General features: G+C 72.4%; 3 protein-coding genes. All 3 read right to left on the bottom strand.

Translation table 11 applies throughout. The annotated features are described in order from the left end of the window. Positions 1-56 precede the first annotated feature (56 nt). Positions 57-608, bottom strand: a complete 552-nt coding sequence (locus tag ACIY1X_RS01125; RefSeq protein ID WP_399677375.1) for a response regulator transcription factor — start codon at positions 606-608, stop codon at positions 57-59. Then, complete coding sequence (locus ACIY1X_RS01120) at positions 601-1,932, bottom strand: ATP-binding protein (protein ID WP_399677373.1); 1,332 nt, start codon at positions 1,930-1,932, stop codon at positions 601-603. Before ACIY1X_RS01120 ends, ACIY1X_RS01125 begins: the two co-directional genes overlap by 8 nt. A gap of 32 nt (positions 1,933-1,964) precedes the next feature. Beyond that, positions 1,965-2,150 (bottom strand): SURF1 family cytochrome oxidase biogenesis protein (locus ACIY1X_RS01115; RefSeq protein ID WP_399677371.1); only part of this gene is annotated, 186 nt, incomplete at its 5' end.

The following is a 2,150-nucleotide window of genomic DNA, read 5'->3' as shown; positions in this document are numbered from 1 at the left end:
GCCCGGACGGCACGCAGCGCGCACCGGCCAGACGCTGACGGCGGCCCGCCCGCGCCTCACTTCACCTGCTGCTTGCCCAGCTTGCGCGCCAGCGTGCGACGGTGCATGCCCAGGCGCCGCGCGGTCTCGGAGATGTTGAAGCCGGTCTCGGCCAGGGTCTGGTGGATGCGCTCCCACTCCAGCGTCTTGATGGAGCTGGCGCGGTTGGTCAGCTCGACCTCGGTGGTGCCCTCGGCGCGGCCGAAGGCGGCCTCGATGTCGTCGGTATTCGAGGGCTTGGCGAGGTAGTGGCAGGCGCCGAGCTTGATGGCCTCCACGGCGGTGGCGATGCTGGCGAAGCCGGTGAGCACGACGATGAGCATGTCCTCGTCGTGGGCGTGCAGCGCCTGCACGCAGGCCAGGCCGGAGGCCTCGCCCTGCAGCTTGAGGTCGACCACGGCGTGGGTGGGCGCGAAGCTGCCCTCCTGCAGCACCGCCTGCATGGCCTCCAGGCTGGCGGCCACGCGCACCTGGTAGCCGCGCCGCTCGAAGGAGCGGGCCAGGGTGCGCGCGAAGGCGTCGTCGTCCTCGACGAGGACCAGCCGGCGGGCGGGGGCGTCTTCATCCATGCGCATCCTCCGCATCATCCGCCGGCAGCACGATCGCCGTCAGCGGCAGGGTGATCAGCAGCTCGGCGCCGCCCTCGGCGCGGTTGCGCGCCGCCACGCTGCCGCCCAGGGTGCGCGCCACGTTGACGACCAGGAACAGGCCGAGCCCGCCGCCCGGCCGGCCCTTGGTCGACTGGTAGGGCTTGCCGATGTGCTGGAGCATGGCCGGCGCGAAGCCGGGGCCCCGGTCGCGCACCGCCAGCAGCAGCGCGTCGTCGGTGCGCGCGGCCTCGAATTCCTGCATGCCGGGCGAGGCCTCGAAGGCGTTGTCCAGCACGTTGCCGATCATCTGCTTGAGCGCGGAGTCCGACACCATCGGCAGGTCCTGCCCGAAGCGGTTGAGGTAGCTCAGCCGGTTGTCGGGGCGCCGGCGGCGCCAGTCGGCCACCACGTCGTCCAGGAAGGTGCAGACGGTGGTGGCGCTGGAGGATTCGCCGCGCGTCTCGCCGGCCGACAGCAGGATGCCGCTGACGATCGACTTGCAGCGCCGCACCTGCGTCTGCATCTCGGCGACGTCCTGCGCCAGCTCGGGGTCGGAACTGAAGTGCGGCAGGTGCTGCCAGTCGCCCAGGATCACGTCCAGCGTGGAAAGAGGCGTGCCCAGCTCGTGCGCCGCGCCGGAGGCCAGCAGGCCCATGCGCACGATGTGCTCCTCCTCCGCGGCGCGCTGGCGCAGCGCGGCCAGCCGCGTGTCGCGTTCGCGCAGGTTGGCGGCGATGCGGCCGATGAAGGTGACCAGCAGCGCGGCGTTGAGGGCGAAGCACACCAGCATGCCCAGCACGTAGGGGCTGGCCAGGCCGCGGTCGTGGTCCGGGCGCAGCGGCAGCGGCTGCGCGAACAGCGCCAGCCCCGCGAAGCAGGCGCTGGTGACGGCCACCATCGTCCAGGTGGCCCAGGCCGGCAGCAGCACCGCGCCGAGGATCACCTGCAGCAGGTACAGGAAGACGAAGGGGTTGGCGGCGCCGCCGGCCAGGTAGAGCTGCGCCGTGAGCATGCCCACGTCCACCAGCAGGGCGAACAGCAGCTCGGCGTTGGTCACCTCGCGGCGGGTGCGCCAGCGCAGCAGGCTGGCGATGTTGAACAGCACCAGGGCGGCCAGCACGGCCAGCATGCTGCGCACCGGGATGGGGATGCCGAAGCCGTAGTGGACGACCTCGATGGTGACGATCTGCCCGAAGACGGCGATCCAGCGCAGCTGGATGAGCTGCTGCAGGTTCTTCAGCCCGGTGGCCGCGGAGGCGGTGCGCGCGGCGGCGAGCTCAGGGGCGGGGAGGGCGGGCGGCATCGTCGGAGCGGTCGCCGGGCGGCGCCGGCCGGTCATTGTCCATGCCGCCGCTCGCTGCGCAGCAAGTACACGGTGGCGCCCAGCAGCAATGCGGCCAGCCCGTACCAGGTGATGGCGTACACGAGGTGGCTGTCGGAGAAGCGCACCACCGTCAGGCCGGCGGCCGGCCAGGTGCCGGCGGGCGTGCCGGGCTCGGCCTGCGCGTCGATGAAGTACGG

The organism is Xenophilus sp. (assembly GCF_044462705.1).
Classification (GTDB): Bacteria; Pseudomonadota; Gammaproteobacteria; order Burkholderiales; family Burkholderiaceae_C; genus Xenophilus; species Xenophilus azovorans.
Note: the sequence above shows the minus strand (reverse complement) of the source record. Positions and strands in the feature narration are given on the sequence as shown.